Source organism: Burkholderia sp. GbtcB21 (assembly GCF_019091065.1).
Lineage (GTDB): Bacteria > Pseudomonadota > Gammaproteobacteria > Burkholderiales > Burkholderiaceae > Burkholderia > Burkholderia pyrrocinia_C.
This window is the reverse complement of the sequence record NZ_JAGXKA010000414.1, coordinates 1-242: the sequence shown is the minus strand read 5'-3', so window position 1 is coordinate 242 and position 242 is coordinate 1. Positions and strand designations below refer to the sequence as shown.

Below are 242 nucleotides of genomic sequence, written 5' to 3'. Positions count from 1 at the left end.
CTGGCGCGCCGCTTCCAGAACCTCGCCGACCTGAACCGCCAACTGCGCGAGTGGCTCGACACGGTTGCCAATGTCCGTGTGCACGGCACCACGCACCGCGTCGTCGCTCAGCACTTCAGTGAGGAGCGTCCTACGCTGCAGGCGTTGCCTGCCGGCACCTTCAATGGCGTGATCCGGCTTGAGCGGCGCGTGAGCCACGAAGGTCTCGTCTCGGTCGGTGGCAACTACTACAGCGTGCCCGA

At 66.1% G+C, this 242-nt stretch carries 1 pseudogene; it reads left to right on the top strand.

Going from position 1 to position 242, the window contains the following annotated elements:
• Positions 1 to 242: pseudogene (locus KVT39_RS37225) on the top strand (IS21 family transposase); the annotation flags it as partial.